A 17,850-nucleotide genomic window follows, 5' to 3' on the forward strand; every position below is an offset into this window, starting at 1 on the left:
GACCAGGGTCCGCACCGGCCTCCGGCGACTACCGCCGTACCGTCACGCGTTCGGCACGGTCGCGTACTTCGGCGTGCCCTCGGCCATCTGCTTGAGCGCGTCCTTGCGGTCGCGCTTGGACAGCTTGTCGATGTAGAGGGTCCCGTACAGGTGGTCGGTCTCGTGCAGCAGGCAGCGGGCGAAGAAGCCGGTGCCCTCGACGCGGATCGGCTTGCCGTCCTTGTCGACGCCGGTCACCGCGGCGTAGTCCGGGCGCGGCAGCTCGGCGTACGCGGTCGGGACGGACAGGCAGCCCTCGTTGCCGTCGTCGAGCACCCGGCGGCGGTCGGCCGGGTAGTCCTCCAGCTTCGGGTTGATCACGTGGCCGATGTGGCGCACGCCCTCGTCGTCCGGGCAGTCGTAGACGAAGACCTTGAGGTCCACGCCGATCTGGTTGGCGGCGAGGCCGACGCCCTCGGCGGCGTACATGGACTGGAACATGTCGTCGATCAGCGCGGAGAGCTCGCCGTCGAAGGCGGTGACGTCCTTGACCTCGCGGTGCAGGACGGGGTTGCCGACGACGGTGATCGGGCGGGCGGTGCCCTTGCCGAGGTCGGGCTCCTCACCGATCACCTTCACGGGAGCCTCGGGCGCCGCCCCCTCCACGTCGTGCTCGTGCTCGTGCTGCTCGGCCTGCTCCGCCATGTCTTCCGCTTCCATAGGTCCTACGCGTACCTCACCAGGGTACTCAGCAGACTTCTTCGAGATCCCGGTAAGCCCGGGTTCCCGGGGAGGCCGTGACCCAGCGGTCCAGCAGGGTGCGCACCAGGTGGGCGGGGGCGGCGATCCCGCACTCCCGCTCGACCAGCCAGGACATCCCGGCCGCGCCGCCCTGGCTGAGGTGGCTGAGGTGGCCGGGGTGGGCGGCGTCCCCGTCGTCGTGCGGGTCGTGGTGGGCGGCGATGCCGTCGTCGGAGGCCATCCGGCTCTCCGAGCAGGCGCGGCAGAGCAGCCGCACCGAGGAGGTCCAGTCCTCGGCCGCGTAACCGGCGTCGGCGACCAGCCGTTCCAGCGCGTCCCGGTCCCCGGCGGTGGCGGCCTGCAGCAGCACCACGTAGGTCGGCACCGGGGAGGGCGCCCACAGCTCGATCTCGTCGAAGACGGGGTAGGCCACGCCGTCGGTGACCCGCTCGCCGTGCGGGGCGCCGTCGTGCAGCACCACCTCGCCCCAACGGCGGCCGGAGGAGGGCAGCGGGATGGAGAGGACCTCGATCCGGGCCGGGTCCAGGCGGCGGCCCCAGACCACCTCGGACTCGCCGTCCGGGGAGAGCCGCACCGGGGTGGTGCCGAGGTCGAGGCTGACCGGGCCGTCGGGCTGCCCGCCGGGGCCGCCGGGCAGCTTGAGGCCGTACGCCTGCCAGGCGCGGCGGGCCAGCGGCCAGTCCTGCAGGGCGGTGGCGGTGATGCCGAGGTTCCACCAGTCGGGGGCGCCGTGTTCACGGTCCAGCAGGGCGACGGCGCGCAGACCGGCCGAGCGGGCCTGCTCCCAGTCGCGGCGGAACTTGTGCAGGAGGGCGAGGTTGAACCAGGAGTCGGACAGCCACGGCTCCAGGTCGGCGGCCATCACCAGCAGCGCGCCGGCGTCCTCGTAGCGGCCGTCGCCGATCAGCGTGAAGGCCCGGTCGGTCGTCTGCCGCCAGGTGGCGGACGGCCGGTGCCGTGCCCGGTGGAAGATCCTCACGTTCGTCCCTGCCGTCGTCGTCCGCTCAAGTCCCGTGCCACCGCGCCCTTGCCGTCCCGGACGGTGCTCGGGGCCCGCTGTCCCGGGTCGGTGTTCCACGCTACGACCGCATCCAACCACGCCCGCCCCCGCCCGCGCTCCCCACCGTCGAGGTTGGGCCCGCCCCTCCCCAGCCTGCCCGCCCGACCGCGCCCTCTCAACCCCTGGCGGGTCCGGGACCGGCCGACGGGCCGCGAACCCGGCCGCCGACCGCTCCCCGCCGCTCCGACCGGGTCTCAGCCGCGGGCCTGGCCGCCGACCCGGGCCAGGGCGTCCACCACCCGGGCGTCGTAGACCCGGCCGCGGCCCAGCCGGATCACCTCCAGCGCCTCCAGCCGCCCCACCGCCTCGCCGACGCCCCGGCCGCGGGCGGCCGTGAGCAGGTCGTCGTGGGCGTTGGCGACCCGGATGATGCGGGCGGCGAGCGGCACCGGTCCCTCGCCGCCGGCCTGGCCGGCGTACGGGTCGGCCAGCCGGGCGACCTGCTCGGCGACCTGCCGGGGCACCCCGGTGCGGCTGATCACCTCGCTGCCCAGCCGGGCGATCCGCTGCTGTTCGGCGCAGGGCAGCACCGCCGTGGCTCCGTCCGGCACCGGTTCGACCAGGGACAGCTGGCCGACGTCGTGCATCAGCGCGGCGTACTCCAGCAGGGCGAGCTCACGGGTGCCCAGGCCCAGCTCGCGCCCGAGGGCGCACGCCGTGTCCGCGACCCGGCGCGCATGCCCGTGCGGGGTGTAGCCGGCCACCTCGGTGGCGCGGGCGAGGCTGGCGATGGTCTGCCCGGTGGTGGCCCGGACCGCCGCGGCGCGCCGGAAGGACACCTGGGCGAGCAGCAGCGGGGTGCAGAACAGCGGCAGCGCCCAGAGCCCGACCTCACCGGCCGCGAGGCTGACCAGCATGCCGGTAGCGACGATCGCCGAGCCGATGCCGAACAGCGAGCGCAGTTCGTCCTCCAGCGCCGCGGGGAACCGCAACCCGCCCTCGGAGCGGCGCAGCAGTGCCGCCAGGGTCGCGTCGCACAGCGCGGCCAGCGCGGCGACGGCGGTCAGGAACGCCCCGTACGCCGGGCCCTGCGGCGAGAAGCGGTCGACCAGGGCGCCGTTGTACAGCGGCTGGAAGACCGCGGCGGCGAAACCGACCGCGAGCAGTCGGCGGGCGGCGCTGTCCCGGCGGGCCGGGTCGGCCCAGGGCGGGCGGCGGTGCGGGCGGTCCGGGCGGTGCGGCAGGGCCAGCCCGGGCAGCCACGCCAGCAGCAGGCCGGCCCCGGTCACCGCGACCACCTGGAGCGTGCCGTGCGCGGTCGGCACTCCGCGCAACGGTCCGAGCAGGGCGTACGCGAGCGCGCCGGCCGCGCCGATGGGCGCCTGTTCGCGATCGCCCGGAAGGGTGATCCGGACGCACTCGCCGAGCGCGATCAGCGCGGTGAACGCCAGCGCGACCCGGGGCTCCGCGACCCCGCGCACCGCGACCGCGCCCAGCGCGAGCGCCAGCAGCGCGGCGGCCGCCGCGTGCACCGCGCGGGCGGTGGGCCCGCACACGGTACGGCCGGGGAACGCCCGGCCTCGGGCCGTCCGGCCGAGGGCCGCGCGCCCGGGCGCCGTCACGGCTGCCCGGCCGCGGGGACGCCGCCCGGGGAGGGCACCCGGCCGGGGGCCGTCCGGACCGGTTCGGGCACCCCGAGCGGGATGTCCGGGACGGCCCGCACGCAGTCCTCGGAGTGCACCACCGGCTGCCAGTCGTGCACGGCCAGCGCGTCGATCAGCGCCCGCACCATCACCGGGTCGAACTGGCTGCCGGTACAGCGCTCCAGCTCGGCCACCGCCTCCGTGACCGGGCGTCCGCGCCGGTAGGAGCGGGTGGAGGTCATCGAGTCGAAGGCGTCGGCGACCGAGATGATCCGGGCGAACTCGGGGATCTGCGGTCCGGCCAGCCCGCTCGGGTAGCCGCGGCCGTCCATCCGCTCGTGGTGGTGCAGGATCCCGGCGTGCGCCTCGCCGAGGAAGTCGATCCCGCGCACCAGCTCGTACCCGTACACCGGGTGGATCTCCACGGCCCGCCGCTCCTCTTCGCTGAGGGGACCGTTTCTGCGCAGCAGCTCGGTCGCCACCCCGAGCTTGCCGACGTCGTGCAGGACCCCGGCGAAGCGCAGGGTGCGCAGCCGCTCGGCCTCCATGCCCAGCTGATCGGCGATCAGCACCGAGGCGCGGCCGACCCGTTCGCTGTGGCCGCGGGTGTACGCGTCCTTGATCTCCACGGCCTGCACCAGCGACTGCACGGTGGCCTGGTGGGCGTCCTGTTCCCGCTGCCCCTGGGCGAACACCCAGGCGGAGATGGACAGCGGCAGCAGCGCCAGCAGCGCCGCGAACGCGCCGTACGGCCCCTGCCAGAGCACCGCGACCATCAGGCCGCCGGCCGCGTGCACCAGTACCGGCAGTCCGCACACCGAGCAGGCCCCGCGCAGCAGCACCCCGGCCCCGCGGCCCTCGCTGAGCATCACCATCACCCCCACCACCACCCCGTTGACCAGGCAGAACGCGGCAACGGAGGCGAACCCGGGCAGCAGCGCGGCCGGGAAGCGGGAGCCCAGCAGCAGCTGCGGGCCGCACAGCAGGTGGAAGACCACCGAGGAGGCGAAGGCGCAGAGCGCGAGCTGGGAGCCGTTGAACAGCTGGCGGCGCCGGCAGCCGGGCCCGCTCGGACCGCCGAGCACCGCGGCCGGGGCGGCGACCAGGGCCGCAGCGGACGGAGGGAGCATCAGGACCCCGGCGAACAGCACCGGGAAGAAGGCATTCACCCCCGGCCGGGCGGGCACCCGCGCGGGCAGTGCCGGGCGGCGCAGCATCCGGCGCACCAGCACCAGGCAGGGCGTCGGCAGCCCCTGGGCCAGGGACTCCCAGCAGCCGTGCAGGAAGGCCAGCAGCCCGAGCTTGGGCCAGTCCGTCGCCCCACCGAGCCAACGCGGCACCCCCGGGGTGACCGCGGCGGGCAGCAGTGGCACCAGGCAGCACAGCGCCGCCACCGGGACGGCCACCAGGTAGCGCACCGCCCCCGGCGGCAGGGCCGCGCCTCCACTGTCGGTAGCGATCTCGACCTCCCCGCCGTCCGGGCCCGGTGTTGCCTCAGCACGCCGGGCGAACCGACGGTGAGCGTCCGTCAGGAGGATAGGCCGCCGTCCGGGCGTGGGGACGCATGATCCCGCAATGGTGCAGTTGGCGCACCGCCAACTCACTCGAACGAGTGACGGCGCACGCGAGCAGAACGGGAGCGGCCCCGGGAGCACATGCTCCCGGGGCCGCTGAACTTCCTTGCCCGGACCGCCTTCGCCGACGGACGGCGGCTGGCTGACGGACAGCTGACAGACCGACCACTGGCTGACGGCCGGACGGCTGACGGACCCGGCCAGGCCCGGCCGGTCACTCCGCCGGGGCGCCCGCCTCGACCGTCGCGCCGGGGCGCTCGGCCGGCTCCCCGCCCGCCACGCCCTTCGCCGGCCTCGGCGCCGGCCGGGCGTTCTCGGCGTGCACCTCGACGGAGGCCTCCACCGAGACCACCACCTGCTCGCCCGAGCGCTGCCCGGCCCGGATCGAGTCGATCCTGGCCAGCACCTTGCTCCGCAGGTCGGCCGGGGTGTCGTCGCACCCGCAGGAGCGCTTGATCAGCGCCTTGATCGCCTGCTCCAGCCCGTACTGCTTCAGGCAGGGCGAGCACTCCTCGAAGTGCACACGCAGCTTGGCGCAGTCGCCCTCGGCCATCTCGTTGTCGAGGAATTCGTAGAGGTGGTCGAGGACCTCGCCACACTCGGTGTCGTGCGGATCGCCGCAGCTCATGAGCCCGAGCCCTTCGCTTCCTGCCCTGCCCCGCTGCCGGCCGGGACGAGCCCGCGCTCACGGGCGTAATCCTCCAGCATGCCGCGCAGCTGACGGCGGCCGCGGTGCAGCCGGGACATCACCGTACCGATGGGAGTACCCATGATGTCCGCGATCTCCTTGTACGCAAAGCCTTCTACGTCCGCGAGATAGACGGCGATCCGGAATTCCTCCGGGATGGCCTGGAGCGCGTCCTTCACGTCGCTGTCGGGGAGGTGGTCGAGCGCCTGGGTCTCGGCCGAGCGCAGACCGGTCGACATGTGCGACTCGGCCCTGGCCAGCTGCCAGTCCTCGATCTCCTCCGCCGCGGTGCGCTGGGGCTCCCGCTGCTTCTTGCGGTACGAGTTGATGAACGTGTTGGTGAGGATGCGGTACAGCCAGGCCTTGAGGTTCGTGCCCTCGCGGAACTGGTGGAACGACGCGTACGCCTTGGCGAACGCCTCCTGGAGCAGGTCCTCCGCGTCGGCCGGGTTGCGCGTCATGCGCAGCGCCGCCGAGTACATCGGATCCAGGTAGCCCAGGGCGTCGCGCTCGAAGCGCTCCCGCCGGGCCTCCTCGCTCTCCTGCGCCGACACCCGGTAGGTGTCCTCACCGATCGCCTCGGCCAGCTCCTCACCGGTGAGCGCCTCGCCCGCAGGCCGGACCTCGTCCGGGCCACGGCCCGGCTCGGCCTCGTGCTCGGTCCCGACGACCGGACCCACCTCCTCGGCATGACGGCCACGGCCCACAGCGGGCCGCCCAGAAATGGAGGATATCGGGCTGACGGGCTTCTCGCCCGCGTCTATCCACTCCGGCCAGGAGGGGGCGAACGCCGTGGCGGCCTCGCGCTCCTCTGGCCGTTCGGGGCACGCGATCGAACCCATCTGCCCTGCCTCTCACCGGTGGTTCGTGCTGACGAGCATGTCAACCACACCGGCCCCGCCCGCATTCCCGCCCGCGCCCGCCATCCACCCGAACGGGTGAGCGATCGGAAACTCCCTGCTCACGGCAGCGGCAACGGCAACGGCTGCGCAGCCTCGGCCACGGCCTCACAGCAGCCGCAGCACCCAGTCCCCCACCGCCGCGCAGATCAGGTCCAGCGTGTCGTCCTCCCCCACCGGCGCCCGCTTGGGCACCGCGAAGCCGTGGCCGCCGTACGGCACCGCCACCAGCTCGTGCCCCGCCGGCAGCGGCGGGAACTCCTCCGGCCCGCCGAACGGGTCCTGCCCGCCCTGCACCACCAGCGTCGGCAGTCCCGACCCCAGCAGCTCCTCCGCCCGGCTCTTCTCCGGCCTGCCCGGAGGGTGCAGCGGGAACGCCAGCGCCACCACCCCCACCGCCCCGGTGGTCGCCCCCGTCCGGCAGGCCACCCGCGCCCCCGCGCTGCGCCCGCCCACCACCAGCGGCAGTCCCGACCCGGCCAGGTGCTCGGCCACCGGCCGCCAGCCGAGGTCCAGCGTCCTCGGCGCCGGGCCCAGCTTCCTACCCGCCACCCGCCAGGGCTGCTCGACCAGCGCCACCGTGATCCCGCGGGCCGGCAGCCTCCCGGCCAGCGCCACCAGGTCGCGGGCCTCGATCCCGCCGCCCGCGCCGTGCCCGAGCGCCAGGACGGCCTTCGGCTCGGCGGCCCGGTGGTGGGTGATCCGGGCCTCGCCGGCCTCGGTGGTGACGAGTTCGGTGGTCATCTCCGCTTGGCTCCCAAGTACTTCAGAACAGGGTGGTCTCGTACTCGACCTCGGTCCACGGATCCTTGAGCTCCGGGCCGTTGTTGCGGATACTGCCGACCGCCGGCGACACCGGGGTGGCCAGCAGGGCGCCGGGCGGCGGGGGTATCAGCAGCCGGCGCAGCGCGTCCGGGTCGGTCAGCCTCGGGTCCAGCCACGCGTCCCAGTCCGGCGGGTCGAGGAACAGCGGCATCCGCTCGTGGATCGGCGCCAGCGACTCCTCGGCGTCCGTGGTGACGACCGTGAACGTCACCAGCCAGGCCTCGGGGTGCCCGGGCGGCACGGCCCGGTTGCGCCAGAACTCGTACAGCCCGGCCAGTGCCAGCGGGGTGCCGTCCGCCCGCGAGACGAAGTACGGCTTCTTCCGCGCCTTGCCCCGCTCGCCCGGCACCGTCTGCCACTCGTAGTAGCCGTCCACCGGCAGGACGCACCGGCGCGCGGCGAAGGCCTGCCGGTACGAGGGCTTCTCGTGCACGGTGTCCGACCGGGCGTTGATCATCTTCACCGCCGTCTCCGCGGTGTTCGACCACTGCGGCACCAGCCCCCAGCGCAGCACCCGCAACTGCCGCACGGCCCGCGACTGCTCCCGGCCCATCCGCTCCAGCACCACGAAGGCGCTGTCGGTCGGCGCGACGTTCCAGTTCGGCTCCAGAGTCTCCTCCGGGTCCCACTGCTCGACGTCGAACAGCTCGACGATGTCCTCGGGCTTGCTGCTGGCTGCGAACCGACCGCACATGCGGGCCAGCTTGCCATGCCGCCCGTCCCCGCCACTTCCTCACCGCATCCACATGCCCCGGCCAGAACCGCCCGCTCCCGCCCGCCCGTCCCCGCATGGGAGGCTGCCCCGAACGGCCCAACGCAGCGGAGGAGGCGGGAAGACCCGATGAGCACCGACGACCAGACCCTGAGCGCCCTGTGGGACCAGGTCACCGGCACCCAGTCCGCCCCGCCCGGCTGGCTGGTCCTGGCCACCGGCGGCGCCGCCCTGCTCGCCGTCCTCGCCCGCCCGCTGTGGCACGTCGCCCGCAACGCCGTCACCATCGCCCACGAGGGGGGCCACGGCCTGGTCGCGCTCGTCACCGGCCGCAAGCTCGCCGGCATCCGGCTGCACTCCGACACCTCGGGCCTGACCCTCTCCTACGGCCGCCCCACCGGCCCCGGCATGGTCCTCACCGCCGCCGCCGGCTACACCGCCCCCGCGCTGCTCGGCCTCGGCTGCGCGGCCCTGCTCGCCGCCGACCGGATCACCCTGCTGCTCTGGCTGGTGATCCTCCTGCTGCTCGCCCTGCTCCTGCGCATCCGCAACGCCTTCGGCCTGTTCACCGTCCTCGTGGCCGGCGGCGCCTTCTTCCTGGTCTCCTGGTTCGGCAGCGCCGAGGTCCAGGCCGGCTTCGCCTACCTCGGCTGCTGGTTCCTGCTCTTCGGCGCCGTCCGCCCGGTCCTGGAGCTGCAGCACCAGCGCCGCATCGGCTGGGCCCGCGACTCCGACGCCGACCAGCTCGCCCGGCTCACCCACGTCCCCGCCCTCGCCTGGGTCACCGTCTTCCTGCTCGTCGCCCTCGCCTGCCTCGCCCTCGGCGCGAGCTGGCTGCTCCAGCCCCTGCACTGACCCGCCCCGAGCAGCCTCCCGGAGGCGGGCGGGCGAACCCCGTCCCGAGCAGCCTCCCGGAGGCGAGCGGGCAAGCCCCGCCCCGAGCCGAAGGGGCGCGCCGATGCCGAAAGGGAGACCGCGAGGGAGCGAGGCACGAGCGAGGGAGCACCGACCGTCGGCACCGGATCCGAGCGCCCCGGAGGCGAGCGGGCGATTAGCAGCCCGTTCCGGTACGGCCCCTAGACTTGCCACATGACCGAGACCCCGTGGCCCGCCCCCGTCGCCACCAGCCCCGTCGACGCCACCGTCACCATCCCCGGCTCCAAGTCGGTCACCAACCGGGCCCTGGTGCTGGCGGCTCTCGCCGAGAAGCCCGGCTGGGTGCGCCGCCCGCTGCGCAGCCGCGACTCCCAGCTGATGGCCGACGGCCTGCGTGCCCTCGGGGTCACGATCGAGGAGACGGTCAACAACGACGCGGGCGGCACCGGCGGCGGCGAGGCCTGGCGGGTCTTCCCCGCGCCCGCGCTGCGCGGTCCGGCCTCCGTCGACGTCGGCAACGCCGGCACGGTCATGCGTTTCCTGCCCCCGCTCGCCGTCCTGGCCGACGGCCCGGTGCACTTCGACGGCGATCCGCGCTGCTACGAGCGCCCCCAGCACGGCGTGATCAACGCCCTGCGCGCGCTCGGTGCCCGGATCGACGACGGCGGCCGCGGCGCGTTCCCGCTCACCGTCCACGGCACCGGTTCCCTCGACGGCGGCCCGGTCGAGCTGGACGCCTCGTCGTCGTCGCAGTTCGTCTCGGCCCTGCTGCTGTCCGGTGCCCGCTACAACCAGGGCATCGAGGTCCGGCACGTCGGCGGCCCGGTGCCGTCGCTGCCGCACATCCGGATGACCGTCGAGATGCTGCGTCTGGCCGGGGCCCAGGTCGACGCCCCTGAGGACGGCGGCGAGAAGGACGTCTGGCGGGTCACCCCGGGTGCCCTGATCGGCCGCGACCTGGTGGTCGAGCCGGACCTGTCCAACGCCGCGCCGTTCTTCGCCGCCGCCCTGGTCACCGGCGGCCGCGTCACCGTGCGGGACTGGCCCAAGCACACCACCCAGCCCGGCGACCAGCTGCGCGAGATCTACACCCGGATGGGTGGCGCCTGCGAGTTCACCGACGAGGGCCTGCAGTTCACCGGCACCGGCCGGATCCACGGCATCGAGGCGGACCTGCACGACGTGGGCGAGCTGACCCCGGTGATCGCCGCGGTCGCCGCGCTCGCCGACTCCGAGTCCCACCTGTACGGCATCGCCCACCTGCGTCTGCACGAGACCGACCGGCTCGCGGCGCTCGCCAAGGAGATCAACGATCTCGGCGGCGACGTCACGGAGACCGAGGACGGTCTGCGGATCCGTCCGCGCCCGCTGCGCGGCGGGGTCTTCCACACCTACGAGGACCACCGGCTGGCCACGGCCGGCGCGGTGCTCGGCCTCGCCGTGCCCGGTGTCGGGGTGGAGAACGTCGCCACGACCGCCAAGACCCTCCCCGACTTCCCGGGGATGTGGGCGGAGCTGCTCGGCGGGGCGGGCGGCGCGGACGGAACGACGGCGGACGTCTGAGCGGGGACTGAGCACATGCGCCGCTACGGCAAGGACGCCGACGAGGACGACATCCGCAACCGCCCGGCCCGCCGGGGTTCCCGGCCGCGGACCAGGATCCGGCCCAAGCACGAGGACGCCGCCGAGGCGATGGTGCTGACCGTCGACCGGGGCAGGGTGACCTGCCTGGTCGACCCGGGCACCAAGCAGGAGCGCGAGATCATCGCCATGAAGGCCCGCGAGCTGGGCCGCAAGGGCGTCGTCGTCGGTGACGTGGTCAATCTGGTCGGTGACCTCTCCGGGGACGCCGACACCCTCGCCCGGATCGTCCGGGTCGAGGAGCGCAGCTCGGTGCTGCGGCGCACCGCGGACGACGACGACCCGTACGAGCGGATCGTGGTCGCCAACGCCGAGCAGTTGGCCATCGTCACCGCCCTGGCGGACCCGGAGCCGCGCCCGCGGCTGATCGACCGCTGCCTGGTGGCCGCCTACGACGCGGGCATGGAGCCGCTGCTGGTGCTCACCAAGGCGGACCTCGCCCCGGCCTCGACGCTGCTGGACTCCTACGCCACGCTCGGCATCCAGTACGTGGTCACCCGCCGCGACGAGCTGGAGACGACCGGCGCCGAGGCCGTCCGGGAGTACCTGCGCGGGCGGTCCACGGTGTTCATCGGCCACTCCGGTGTCGGCAAGACCACCCTGGTCAACGCGCTGGTCCCGGACCGTCAGCGGCAGACCGGCCGCGTCAACGCGGTCACCGGCCGCGGCCGGCACACCACCGTGTCGGCGCTCGCGCTGCGGCTGCCCCCGCCGCCGGGCGTCAAGCCGGGCTCCCGGAAGGCGCTGGACCCGGGCTGGGTGATCGACACCCCGGGCTTCCGTTCCTTCGGCCTCTCGCACATCGACCCGTCGCGGGTCATCCTCGCCTTCCCGGACCTGGAGCCGGGTACGGTCGACTGCCCGCGCGCGTGCAGTCACGACGAGCCGGACTGCGCGTTGGACGCCTGGGTCGCCGACGGCCACGCCGAGGCCGCCCGGCTCTACTCGCTGCGCCGTCTGCTGGCCAGCAAGGAGGGCGAGCTCGACTGAGTCCGGCGCGCCCCGCCGCTGTGCGGCGGGGTTCGCGGCCCGTTCGAGGTGTCGGACGGCGCCCGCCTGGTGATCATAGGAAGGTCGGGCCGGGCACGGTCCGACCGTCGATCCACTGGGAGGGCACGCGATGGCATGGGCCCTGGTGGTCCTGGCAGGCCTGCTGGAGACCGGCTTCGCGATCAACCTCAAGCTCAGCGAGGGCTTCACCAAGCTCTGGCCCACCATCAGCTTCTGCGCGTTCGCCCTCGGCAGCTTCGGCCTGCTCACCCTGTCCCTGAAGAGCCTGCCGGTCGGCCCCGCCTACGCGGTGTGGACGGGCATCGGCGCGGCCGGCACCGCCGTCTACGGCATGGTCTTCCTGGACGAGACCACCTCGGTGCTCAAGCTGGTCTCGATCTCCCTGGTGATCACCGGGGTCATCGGCCTCCAGCTCAGCGGCACGGCGCACTAGGACGCCCCGGCGCGCACGGCGCCGGCTCCCGCCCGGGGAGCCGCCTGCGCGGTGCGGGCGGGCCCGACACCGCTCCGTCCCGCTCCGCGAGCCCGGCTGTGTCGATCGGGGCTGGCTCGCTAGGGTTTCGGGCATGGCCGATTACCACGACGATCTCCGACTCGCCCACGTCCTCGCCGACTCGGCCGACTCGGTCACCCTGGAGCGCTTCCGCGCCCTCGACCTGAAGATCGAGACCAAGCCCGACCTCACCCCGGTGAGCGACGCCGACAAGGCTGCCGAGGAGCTCGTGCGCAGCGTGCTCCAGCGCGCCCGCCCGCGCGACGCCGTCCTGGGCGAGGAGTTCGGCCTGCAGGGCTCCGGCCCGCGCCGCTGGGTGATCGACCCGATCGACGGCACCAAGAACTACATCCGCGGGGTCCCGGTCTGGGCGACCCTGATCGCCCTGCTGGAGGACGGCCCGGACGGCGTCGAGCGCCCGGTGGTCGGCATCGTCTCCGCCCCGGCGCTGCAGCGCCGCTGGTGGGCGGCCAAGGGCCTCGGGGCCTTCGCGGGCCGCAGCCTGACGAAGGCCTCCCGGATCCACGTGTCCGGCGTCTCCCGGATGGAGGACGCGTCCTTCTCCTACTCCTCGCTCACCGGCTGGGAGGAGCGCGGCCGCCTCGACCCGTTCCTGGACCTCACCCGCGCCTGCTGGCGCACCCGCGCGTACGGCGACTTCTGGTCCTACATGATGGTCGCCGAGGGCGCCGTCGACATCGCCGCCGAGCCCGAGCTGTCGCTGTGGGACATGGCGGCCAACTGCGTGATCGTCGAGGAGGCCGGCGGCCGCTTCACCGGCCTGGACGGCGTCCCGGGTCCGGGCGGCGCCGACGCCGTCGCGTCCAACGGCCTGCTGCACGAGGAGACGCTGCGCCGACTGAGCGTCTGACGCAGCGCCGGCCGGGCGTCCGACGCCGCGCCGACGTGGTGCGGCCCCCTCGGCCGGTGGGAGCCGGTCGAGGGGGCCGCCGTTCATCCGGGCCGGGTGCTACTGCTTGCGCAGCTCCCGGACCGCCGCGTCCAGCCGCTGCCCGTAGTCGGCGTCGGCCTTGCGGAAGTTGTCGACCGCCCGCTCCACGATGTCCTCGCGGTCGGCGGAGACCTTGGCGATGAAGCCGGCCAGGTTGGCGATCAGCCGCTGCTTCTCGTCCTCCGAGAACAGCCGGTACAGGGTGCCGGCCTGCACGAAGTCGTCGTCCTCGGCGTGTGCGGGCGTCGCGTGGGTGCCGGTGGTGCCGTCGACGGCGGTGGCGGCCCACAGCGGACGGCCGGTCTGCACCGGGCCGCCGAAGCTGTTCGGCTCGTAGTTCTTCTGCCGTCCGTGGCGCCCGTCGTACAGGTGGCCGTCGCGGCCGTTGGTGCGGGCCTCGGTGGCGTGCGGGCGGTTCACCGGCAGGTGGTCGGCGTTGATGCCGACCCGGTAGCGGTGGGCGTCGGCGTACGCGAACAGGCGGCCCTGGAGCATCTTGTCCGGGGACGGGCCGATGCCGGGCACGAAGTGCGCCGGGGAGAAGACCGACTGCTCGACCTCGGCGAAGACGTTGTCGGGGTTGCGGTTGAGCTCCAGCCGGCCGATCTCGACCGGCGGGTAGTCGGCGTGCGGCCAGACCTTGGTCAGGTCGAAGGGGTTGAAGCGGTAGGCCGCGGCGTCGGCCGCGGGCATGATCTGGACCTGCACCGTCCAGCTGGGGTACTCGCCGCTCTCGATCGACCGGCGGAGGTCACGCTGGTGGCTGTCCGGGTCCTCGCCGGCGAGGGTGTTGGCCTCGGCCTGGGTGAGGTTGCGGATGCCCTGGTCGGTCTTGAAGTGGTACTTGACCCAGAAGTGCTCGCCGGCCTCGTTCTGCCACTGGTAGGTGTGCGAGCCGTAGCCGTTCATGTGGCGGTAGGAGGCCGGTATGCCGCGGTCGCCGAAGAGCCAGGTGACCTGGTGGGTCGCCTCGGGCGACAGGCCCCAGAAGTCCCAGACGTTGTCGGCCTCCTGCGAGCCGGTGTACGGGTCTCGCTTCTGGGTGTGGATGAAGTCGGGGAACTTGATGGCGTCCTTGATGAAGAACACCGGGGTGTTGTTGCCGACGAGGTCGTAGTTGCCCTCCTCGGTGTAGAACTTCAGCGCGAAGCCGCGCGGGTCGCGCACCGCGTCGGCCGCGCCGAGGTTGCCCGCCACGGTGGAGAAGCGCAGGAAGACCTCGGTCTGCTTGCCGACCTCGGACAGGAACGCCGCCCTGGTCCAGGGCGTGACGTCGGCGGTGACCGTGAAGGTGCCGTACGCACCGGCGCCGCGGGCGTGCACCACGCGCTCCGGGATCCGCTCGCGGTTGAAGTGCGCGAGCTTCTCGAACAGCAGCTGGTCCTGGATCAGTGCCGGGCCGCCGGTGCCCGCGGTCTCGGTGTTCTGGTTGTCGGCGACGGGGGCACCCGCCTCCGTGGTGAGGGTCGGGCGCAGCTCGTCCTGCGTGGTCATAACGGGTGCCTCCACGGGGTCCGGTCGTGATGACACGATCCTAACTTGGACTTTGTCCAAGTCAATACTGGAATCAATCCCGGACGGTGACTTAATCTGGTGGACATGGACGACCTGCTGGAGAGACTGCGCGAACGCGGCTGGCGGCTGACCTCGCAGCGGCGGGTCGTGGCCGAGGTCCTCGGCGGCGAACACGTCCACCTCACCGCCGACGAGGTGCACGCCCGCGCCGCGGCCCGGCTGCCCGAGATCAGCCGCGCCACCGTCTACAACACGCTCGGCGAACTGGTCGCCCTCGGCGAGGTCCTGGAGCTCGCCACCGACGGCCGCGCCCGGCGCTACGACCCCAACGCGCACCGCGCCCACCAGCACCTGGTCTGCTCCGGCTGTGGCGCGATCCGCGACGTCCACCCGCACGGCGACCCGCTCGCCGCGCTGCCCGCCGCCGAGCGCTTCGGGTTCGCGGTCACCGCCGCCGAGGTCACCTATCGCGGCCTGTGCCCCGACTGCCTTCCGCAGCACGGCGGTTGAGCCGCTGGCGCGCTCGCACCGACGGCGCCCCCGTACCGGCCCGGGCCCCGGCCCTGACCTGCCGCCGGACGCCCGCTACGCGCTCAGCTCGGCGTGCAGCGCGCCCAGTAGGCGCCCGGCCCGCTCCGCCACCTCGGCCGGCCCGTAGTCGATCGCCCGCCGGCACCAGTTCTCCGCCTGCACCGGCTCGCCCCGGCGCAGCGCCAGCAGCGCGAGCCGCAGCGCCGCCCGCCCGTGCCCGGCGTCCGCGGCCCGGGTGTACCAGAGCATCGCCTCGGCCTCCCTGTCCTGCCGGGCCAGCAGCAGCCCCAGGTTGAACGCGGCGCTGCGGCTGCCGGCCTCGGCGGCCCGCCGGTACCAGCTCTCGGCGATCTCCAGCGCCCCGCGCTCGGCCGCCCGCACGCCCATCCGCACCTGCGCCCGCCGGTGCCCGGCGTCGGCCGCCAGCGCGTACCAGTGCTCGGCCTCGGCGTCCGCGTCCCCGCGCCGGTCCAGCAGCGAGGCCAGCCGGAACGCGCCCTCCGCCGAGCCGCCCGCCGCGGCCTGCCGGTAGCGCTCCAGCGCCCCGGACAGGTTGCCGCGCTGCTCCTGGACGACGGCGAGCTGCAGCGCCGCCTCCCCGTGCCCCTCGGCGGCGGCCCGCGCGTACCACTCCTGGGCCTGCCGCTGCTCGCCGCGCCCGGCGTGCAGCACGCCCAGGTTGAAGGCGCCGTCCACACTGCCGGCCTCGGCCGCCTTGGAGAACCACGGCTCGGCGCCGGACTCGTCGCCGCGTTGCAGCAGCACCACGGCCAGCGCGTTGCAGGCCTCCCGGTGCCCGGCGTACGCGGCCCGGCGGTACCACTGCTCGGCCTGCTGCTCGCGGCCGGTGCCGGCGCAGAGCAGGCCGAGGTTGAAGGCGCCGTTCTGGTCGCCCGCGTCCAGCGCGGCGCGGTACCAGCGCTCGGCCTCCTTGGCCTCGCCGCGGCTCGCGTGCACCGCGCCCAGCGCGTTGGCGGCGTTGCCGTCCCCGGCCTCGGCCGCCTCCTGCCACCACTCGGCGGCGGCCGCGACGTCCCCGGCGTCGCGCAGCAGGAAGCCGAGCGCGCAGGCCGCGCGCGGCTCCCCGTTCTGCGCGGCCTGCCGGTACCAGCGGGCCGCCTCGTCCAGCAGCGACTGCTCGGTGCGGGCGCGCTCCTCCAGCAGCACGCCCAGGCGCAGCGCGGCGCGGGCGTGGCTGCGGGCGGCCGCGGTGCGGTACCAGGCCTCGGCGGTGTCCTTGTCCCCGGCGGCCTCGCGCATCCGGGCCAGCCGGTAGGCGGCCTCCCGGTGCCCGGCGTCGGCGGAGACCTTGAACCAGCGCTCGGCCCGGACGTCCCGCCGGTGCTCCATCAGGTCGCCCAGCGCGTAGGCGCCGAGCGGGTGCCCGTGGTCGGCGGCGAAGTGCAGCCAGTACTCGGCGGCCTCCTCCTCGCCCTGGTCGCGCAGCTGCAGCCCGAGCGCGTGCGCGGCCGGGGCGCTGCCCGCGACGGCGGCCTGGCGCCACCACTGGCCGGCCTCCGCCCGGTGGCCCTGCTGGTGCAGCAGCACGCCGAGGTTGTTGGCGGCGGAGCGCACCCCGGCCGCGGCGGCGGCGCGCAGGTACGGTTCGGCGTCCTCCAGGTCGCCGCGGCGCAGCAGCAGGGTGCCGAGCCGGGTCGCGGCGTCCGGGTCCCCGCCGTCGGCGGCCTGCCGGTGCCGGGCCTCCAGGGCGGCGGACTCGCGGGCGGCGAGCGCGGTCTCGAAGCTGGTCGGGTCCAGGCCCGCCGGGTCGAGCGCGGCGCCGGAGGGCGGCTCCTCCCCGGGCTGCTCCCCGTACGCGCCGACGGCGGCGGCGAACTGACGGGTGGACACGTGGACCAGGCTGTCGGGGCCGTAGCCCGGGGTGGGGCGTTCGGACAGGCCGCTGGTGCGCTGGGCCGGCAGGGCCCCGGGGCGGTTCTCGGGGCTTTCGGGGCTTTCCGCCCAGGCGTCGGTGTCCGCCTCGGGCGCCGCCGCGGACTTGGCGCCTGACTTGCCGATAAGCCTCATGCCGACTCCCGCTCCCCCAGAGTGTCGCGGCATCGTTCCCCGGCCTGCGGCCGGGGGGACTCCCAGGAGAGGCGCCGGACCCGACGGCTGATCAGCAGCCGTGCACCGTCCCCCGTGTGTCCCATCGTCGCATCACCTGCTACCCGCGTACACCTGCCCCGGCCGAATTCGAGCGGGGCCGACCCGAAGCCGACGAAATTGCTTCGGCGCTTTGTCGATTTCCCGACACTTCCACCCCACAAACCCCGCTGCCGTCCTCCTTGGCGACGGTCGATAGTACCGGAGCGGTTCCCACCGCTTACGGACGAGAGCGCTCCGGGAAACACCAGAGGCCCGGAGGAAGGATCCTCCGGGCCTCTGGCCTTTGTAGCGGGGACAGGATTTGAACCTGCGACCTCTGGGTTATGAGCCCAGCGAGCTACCGAGCTGCTCCACCCCGCGTCGGTAGGTGAACCATAGCACGGAAACGACAGGGGTCCGTCCGGGTGATCATCCGGGGCCCCGCACACGTCCGAACGGGAACACCCGCCCGCCCACCGGAGCGGGCGGGATACCGGCGGGCACGGGCAGCACCGGAGAACTCCGGGAAACACCGGAGGCCCGGAGGAAGGATCCTCCGGGCCTTCGGCCTTTGTAGCGGGGACAGGATTTGAACCTGCGACCTCTGGGTTATGAGCCCAGCGAGCTACCGAGCTGCTCCACCCCGCGTCGGTAGGTGAAC

16 protein-coding genes and 2 tRNA genes are annotated in these 17,850 nt (G+C 74.2%); 6 read left to right on the top strand and 12 right to left on the bottom strand.

Annotated features, from left to right (window positions below):
• Positions 1-42 precede the first annotated feature (42 nt).
• The 8 genes from def to ACFV04_RS38925 all read right to left on the bottom strand — a co-directional run bounded on the left by def (position 43) and on the right by ACFV04_RS38925 (position 8,064).
• Positions 43-684: a peptide deformylase gene (gene def / locus ACFV04_RS38890; protein ID WP_380349400.1), complete on the bottom strand. Its 642-nt coding sequence runs from the start codon at positions 682-684 to the stop codon at positions 43-45.
• 43 nt (positions 685-727) lie between these two features.
• Entirely contained in the window at positions 728-1,720 is a 993-nt protein-coding gene (locus tag ACFV04_RS38895; protein ID WP_360259472.1) for a hypothetical protein, read from the bottom strand.
• 275 nt (positions 1,721-1,995) lie between these two features.
• A complete protein-coding gene (locus ACFV04_RS38900; protein ID WP_380535733.1) occupies positions 1,996-3,297 on the bottom strand; it encodes an HD-GYP domain-containing protein in 1,302 nt (433 codons plus the stop codon).
• Positions 3,298-3,359: 62 nt separating this feature from the next.
• Complete coding sequence (locus ACFV04_RS38905) at positions 3,360-4,802, bottom strand: HD-GYP domain-containing protein (RefSeq protein WP_380535735.1); 1,443 nt, start codon at positions 4,800-4,802, stop codon at positions 3,360-3,362.
• A gap of 370 nt (positions 4,803-5,172) precedes the next feature.
• Complete coding sequence (gene rsrA / locus ACFV04_RS38910; protein WP_380349409.1) at positions 5,173-5,586, bottom strand: mycothiol system anti-sigma-R factor; 414 nt, start codon at positions 5,584-5,586, stop codon at positions 5,173-5,175.
• On the bottom strand, positions 5,583-6,326 hold the full coding sequence (locus ACFV04_RS38915; RefSeq protein ID WP_380349411.1) for a sigma-70 family RNA polymerase sigma factor: 744 nt from the start codon (positions 6,324-6,326) through the stop codon (positions 5,583-5,585). Before ACFV04_RS38915 ends, rsrA begins: the two co-directional genes overlap by 4 nt.
• Positions 6,327-6,653: 327 nt before the next feature.
• Complete coding sequence (locus ACFV04_RS38920) at positions 6,654-7,289, bottom strand: alpha/beta family hydrolase (RefSeq protein WP_380535738.1); 636 nt, start codon at positions 7,287-7,289, stop codon at positions 6,654-6,656.
• A gap of 22 nt (positions 7,290-7,311) precedes the next feature.
• Positions 7,312-8,064 carry an SOS response-associated peptidase gene (locus ACFV04_RS38925; protein WP_380349416.1) on the bottom strand — a complete coding sequence of 251 codons (753 nt, stop codon included), beginning with the start codon at positions 8,062-8,064 and terminating at the stop codon, positions 7,312-7,314.
• A gap of 147 nt (positions 8,065-8,211) precedes the next feature.
• Between ACFV04_RS38925 and ACFV04_RS38930 the strand changes: the two genes are divergently transcribed.
• The 5 genes from ACFV04_RS38930 (at position 8,212) to hisN (ending at position 12,974) form a co-directional block, all read left to right on the top strand.
• A complete protein-coding gene (locus ACFV04_RS38930) occupies positions 8,212-8,937 on the top strand; it encodes a M50 family metallopeptidase (protein WP_360259486.1) in 726 nt (241 codons plus the stop codon).
• A gap of 234 nt (positions 8,938-9,171) precedes the next feature.
• Positions 9,172-10,521 carry a 3-phosphoshikimate 1-carboxyvinyltransferase gene (gene aroA / locus ACFV04_RS38935; RefSeq protein WP_360259487.1) on the top strand — a complete coding sequence of 450 codons (1,350 nt, stop codon included), beginning with the start codon at positions 9,172-9,174 and terminating at the stop codon, positions 10,519-10,521.
• 15 nt (positions 10,522-10,536) lie between these two features.
• Complete coding sequence (rsgA, locus tag ACFV04_RS38940; RefSeq protein ID WP_360259490.1) at positions 10,537-11,589, top strand: ribosome small subunit-dependent GTPase A; 1,053 nt, start codon at positions 10,537-10,539, stop codon at positions 11,587-11,589.
• A gap of 130 nt (positions 11,590-11,719) precedes the next feature.
• Positions 11,720-12,043, top strand: coding sequence for a DMT family transporter (locus tag ACFV04_RS38945; protein ID WP_380349421.1), 324 nt, complete (start codon positions 11,720-11,722; stop codon positions 12,041-12,043).
• Positions 12,044-12,176: 133 nt separating this feature from the next.
• Positions 12,177-12,974, top strand: coding sequence for a histidinol-phosphatase (hisN, locus tag ACFV04_RS38950; protein ID WP_360259495.1), 798 nt, complete (start codon positions 12,177-12,179; stop codon positions 12,972-12,974).
• 99 nt (positions 12,975-13,073) lie between these two features.
• Here hisN and ACFV04_RS38955 read toward each other — a convergent pair whose 3' ends face one another.
• Positions 13,074-14,549, bottom strand: a complete 1,476-nt coding sequence (locus tag ACFV04_RS38955) for a catalase (protein WP_380349424.1) — start codon at positions 14,547-14,549, stop codon at positions 13,074-13,076.
• Between the two features lie 105 nt (positions 14,550-14,654).
• Here ACFV04_RS38955 and ACFV04_RS38960 point away from each other — a divergent pair, with 105 nt between their 5' ends.
• Complete coding sequence (locus ACFV04_RS38960) at positions 14,655-15,080, top strand: Fur family transcriptional regulator (protein WP_360259500.1); 426 nt, start codon at positions 14,655-14,657, stop codon at positions 15,078-15,080.
• Between the two features lie 75 nt (positions 15,081-15,155).
• Here the strand turns inward: ACFV04_RS38960 and ACFV04_RS38965 are convergent, their stop codons facing one another.
• The 3 genes from ACFV04_RS38965 to ACFV04_RS38975 all read right to left on the bottom strand — a co-directional run bounded on the left by ACFV04_RS38965 (position 15,156) and on the right by ACFV04_RS38975 (position 17,837).
• A complete protein-coding gene (locus ACFV04_RS38965; protein ID WP_360259503.1) occupies positions 15,156-17,129 on the bottom strand; it encodes a tetratricopeptide repeat protein in 1,974 nt (657 codons plus the stop codon).
• Positions 17,130-17,496: 367 nt separating this feature from the next.
• Positions 17,497-17,570 (bottom strand) — tRNA-Met (locus ACFV04_RS38970).
• A 193-nt stretch (positions 17,571-17,763) separates the two neighbouring features.
• Positions 17,764-17,837: transfer RNA gene (locus ACFV04_RS38975), tRNA-Met, on the bottom strand.
• Positions 17,838-17,850: the final 13 nt, after the last annotated feature.

This window comes from Kitasatospora sp. NPDC059599 (genome assembly GCF_042735125.1).
GTDB lineage: Bacteria > Actinomycetota > Actinomycetes > Streptomycetales > Streptomycetaceae > Kitasatospora.